Here is a 3,846-nt window from a genome sequence, read left to right as displayed (position 1 = left end):
GCGCCACGAGCGTGTTCGTGGTGCCGCCGCCGGTGTTCGACCCGGCGCCGGGCTTTCCCGAGGCGCGGGCCACGGCCGCGGCACTCGACCAGGCGCTGCGCGCCGCGCGGCCGGCGCGCGTGGTGTGCCTGTCGACGATCGGCGCGCAGGCGGCACCGTCGAACCTGCTGAGCCAGCACACGCTGATGGAGGAGGTGTGGTCGGCGCTGCCGCTGGACGTGACGCTGCTGCGCCCGTCGTGGTTCATCGAGAACCTGCGCTGGGACATCGACGCGGCGCGCACGCAGGGCGTGATCCCGGCCTTCCTGCAGCCGCCGGACCGGCCGGTGCCGATGGTGGCCACAGCCGACGTGGGGCGTGTCGCGGCGCGCTTGCTGACGGAGAAGGGCGCCGGGCAGCGCATCGTCGAACTCGACGGCCCGGCGCCGGTCAGCCCGAACGACATCGCTGCCGCGCTGGCGCAGGCGCTGGGTCGGCCGGTGCGCGCCGCGCCGGTGCCGCGCGACAGCTGGGAGGCGTTGTTCCACAGCCAGGGCATGCACCACCCGCAGCCGCGCATCCGGATGATCGACGGCTTCAACGAAGGCTGGATCCGCTTCGCAGGCGGCGAAGCGGTGCAGGTGCGCGGGACGACCGGCCTCGCGAGCGTTGTCGAGCAACTCGTGGGGTGATCGCCACGCGCTGGCGGGCGGGTCGYAGAATCGGCGCATGAACGTCGATCCCTGCACCCGACGCGAGTGGCTGGCCGGTCTGGCCGCCGGTGCGCTGGTGGCCGCCGCGCCGGCCCGTGCTGCCGCGGCGCTCGATCGCCGCATCCCGTCGAGCGGCGAGACGCTGCCGGTCATCGGGCTGGGCAGCTGGATCACCTTCAACGTCGGCAACGACCGCGCGGCGCGCGATGCCTGCACCGAGGTAGTCCGCGCGTTCTTCGCCGAGGGAGGCAGGCTGATCGATTCATCGCCGATGTACGGCTCGTCGCAGCCGACCATCGGCCATGCGCTGGCGCAGCTGGGCCGGCCGGCGGCGCTGTTCTCGGCCGAGAAGGTGTGGATCGGCGATGTGCAGCGCGGCGCGGCACAGATGGAGGCCTCGCGCAACTTCTGGGGCGTGCCGCGCTTCGACCTGATGCAGGTGCACAACCTGCTGTCGTGGCAGGAGCACCTGCCGCGGCTCCTCGAGATGAAGCGGGCGGGGCGGCTGCGCTACGTCGGCATCACCACCTCCGAAGGGCGGCGCCATGCCGAGCTGGAGCAGGTGATGCGCACGCAGCCGATCGACTTCGTGCAGCTCACGCACAACCTGGTGGACCGCGAGGCGGAGCAGCGCCTGCTGCCGCTCGCGCAGGAGCGCGGCATCGCGGTGCTGGTGAACCGGCCGTTCCGCGGTGGTGCATTGATGGATGCGCTGGCGCGCCAGCGGCTGCCGGCCTGGGCCGCGGAGATCGACTGCGCGAACTGGGCGCAGGTGGCGCTGAAGTTCGTCGTCTCGCACCCGGCGGTGACCTGCGCGATCCCGGCGACCAGCCAGGTGGCCCACCTGCGCGAGAACATGGCGGCGGCGCGCGGCCGCATGCCCGATGCAGCGCTGCGCGAGCGCATGGCGCGCACGGTGGCTGCGCTGTGAGGGCGGACCGTTGAGCGAGTGGTGGACCTACCGGCCGTCCAGCTTCCTGATGTTCTCGCCGCGCATCTACTGGCGGCTGTTCGAATCGCTGAACGAGGCGTGGTGGCCGCTGCAGTGGGTGGCGATGGGCGTGGCGGGAGCGTGGCTGGTCTGGCGCGTCCGCGCAGGCCACCGGGGCCTCGATGGGCGCCTGCTGCGAGGCGCGTTCGCCTTCGTCGCGATCTGCTGGGCGTTCACGGCGTGGGCATTCCTGTTCGAGCGTTTCGTGCCGATCTTCTGGGCGGCGACGTATGCCGTCGCGGCGTTCGGCGTGCAGGCGGCCGGGTTGCTGGTGCCGGCCTTGAAGGGCGGCATCGATCTGTCGAGCCGAGGCTGGCGCGTGTGGTCCGGCATCGCGCTGGCGACCTGGGCGGTGCTCGTCCACCCGTGGATCGGTCTCGCGTTCGGGCACCCATGGCAACAGGCCGGGTTCTTCGGCCTGGCGCCCGACCCGACGGTGCTGGCGACGCTCGCGCTGCTGCTGCTGGTCGAGCCATCGACCACCGCGGCTCGATGGGGGCTGCGGCTGCTGTGGATCGTGCCGCTCGCGTGGTGCGCGTCCAGTGCCGCGATGCACGGCACGATGGCGGCGTCCCGGTAGCCAGGCGCTCAGTCGCCCGGCTCGGCGTGCACCCGAAGCACCAGGTTCCAGGTTCGCCCGGCCACCGGTGATGTRCCGACGCGCCCCTGCTCGTCGAGATCGAGCGTGATGCGCGACACCGACTGCTGCACGTTGCCGCCGATCGCCTCGAGCCGGCGCCCGGCGAAGTCGACGCGCGTGACGAGGTCGCAGTGCATCGGCGTGGGCGACTCGCCGGCGCTGATGCGGGCGATCTCGGTCGGCGCGATGCGCGCGCCTTCGCGCAGCGCGCAGATCAGGTCGCCCGGCAGCGCGATCGCGGGCGTGGCGATCACGTCGTGGGCCGAGTTCAGGTGATCGCGCGCCGCGACGATGTAGTCCGCATGCGATTTGCCGAAGCGGAACTCCGACTCGCTGAAGCCTGCGCGTCGCAGCACCGCGCTGATGAAGGCGGCCGACCACGCGGGCGTCCACAGCGGCGGGCCCCATTCGGGCTGCCAGCGCGCCTCGCAGCGGTCGGGCTGCGGGCAGGTGTGGCGTTCGATGCCGCCCGTTCCGGCGGGGCCGAGTGCGGCCCAGTAGCCGTTGACGACCGGGCACAGCGCCGTGCTCATCTCGCGGCCGCAGCCGTCGTCGACCTCGGCRCAGTCGCCGGAAGCCAGTACGGCGCATTGCGCGCCGTCGCTTGTCGTGCCGATGCGCTGCGAGCCCCACAGCCGCCACTCGGCCTCGGCGATCTGCACGGTCCGCGCGATGCGTTCCGGCGGCACGGTCGTCGGCGCGACCGGGCCGTGCGTGGCGCAGCCGGCGACGATCAGCGTGGCCAGGAGGACGAGCGTGCGGCTGGGGGTTCGCATCGCGGGATTGTGAGCCGCTACAGTGGCCGCCTTCTGCGCTACCCGGGTCCCACGATGAGCATGATTTCCTTCGATGCCGGTTCGCATCGCTTCCACCTGAGGGCCGTGGCGATCGTCGTCCGTGGCGACGACGTGCTGCTGCACCGGGCCGAGGGCGACGACTTCTGGGCCTTGCCCGGCGGACGGGTGGAGTCCGGCGAAGAGGCGAGCACGGCGGTGGTGCGCGAGTTGCACGAGGAACTCGGCCTCGTCGTTCAACCGGGGCCGCTCGTGCTGCTGGTCGAGAACTTCTTCGTCTACGGCGGGTTGAAGCACCATGAAGTCGGCATGTACTTCAAGGTCGAGGCGCAAGCCGGCAGCCGCGTGCTCACGGAGCCCGGCCCGTACCGGGGCGTCGAAGGCGCGCGTGAACTCGTCTTCGACTGGTTTGCGCGCTCGGCGCTGGGGAACGTGGATGTGCGGCCTTCATTCCTGGCGCAGACGCTGGCGGCGGACCGCATCGCCTTCACGCACGTCGTGCAGCGGGATCAACACCACAATCCCTGAACTCGGGCATCCCGCTACAGTCGTCCCACCTTCAGGAGATCCCCCGATGCCCATCGAAAACTGGCTTGCCTTCGTCGCCGCCTCCGCGGTGCTGCTGATCATCCCCGGCCCGACCATCCTGACCGTCATCAGTTACTCGATGGCGCAGGGGCGGCGCGCCAACGTGCCGCTGATCGCCGCGGTCGCGCTGGGTGACTCCAC

The 3,846-nt window shown here is 71.7% G+C and carries 5 protein-coding genes and 1 pseudogene; 5 read left to right on the top strand and 1 reads right to left on the bottom strand.

Annotation, left to right across the window (positions count from 1 at the left end):
- The 3 genes from AC1D15_RS21255 to AC1D15_RS21245 form a co-directional block, all read left to right on the top strand.
- Window positions 1–671, top strand: a 671-nt coding sequence (locus AC1D15_RS21255) for a Rossmann-fold NAD(P)-binding domain-containing protein (protein ID WP_477827533.1), incomplete at its 5' end; no start/stop codon positions are given.
- A 37-nt stretch (window positions 672–708) separates the two neighbouring features.
- Window positions 709–1,623, top strand: coding sequence for an aldo/keto reductase (locus tag AC1D15_RS21250; protein WP_477827532.1), 915 nt, complete (start codon window positions 709–711; stop codon window positions 1,621–1,623).
- 10 nt (window positions 1,624–1,633) lie between these two features.
- On the top strand, window positions 1,634–2,263 hold the full coding sequence (locus AC1D15_RS21245; RefSeq protein ID WP_477827531.1) for a DUF6064 family protein: 630 nt from the start codon (window positions 1,634–1,636) through the stop codon (window positions 2,261–2,263).
- An 8-nt stretch (window positions 2,264–2,271) separates the two neighbouring features.
- Here the strand turns inward: AC1D15_RS21245 and AC1D15_RS21240 are convergent, their stop codons facing one another.
- On the bottom strand, window positions 2,272–3,099 hold the full coding sequence (locus AC1D15_RS21240; RefSeq protein WP_477827530.1) for a DUF2272 domain-containing protein: 828 nt from the start codon (window positions 3,097–3,099) through the stop codon (window positions 2,272–2,274).
- Between the two features lie 54 nt (window positions 3,100–3,153).
- On the opposite strand from AC1D15_RS21240, the gene AC1D15_RS21235 reads away from it, so the two are divergent.
- Complete coding sequence (locus AC1D15_RS21235; RefSeq protein WP_477827529.1) at window positions 3,154–3,645, top strand: NUDIX hydrolase; 492 nt, start codon at window positions 3,154–3,156, stop codon at window positions 3,643–3,645.
- 46 nt (window positions 3,646–3,691) lie between these two features.
- Window positions 3,692–3,846, top strand: a pseudogene (locus AC1D15_RS21230) (LysE family translocator); the annotation flags it as partial.

It is taken from the genome of Rhizobacter sp. P2_H2, from assembly GCF_056403375.1.
Note: the sequence above shows the minus strand (reverse complement) of the source record. Positions and strands in the feature narration are given on the sequence as shown.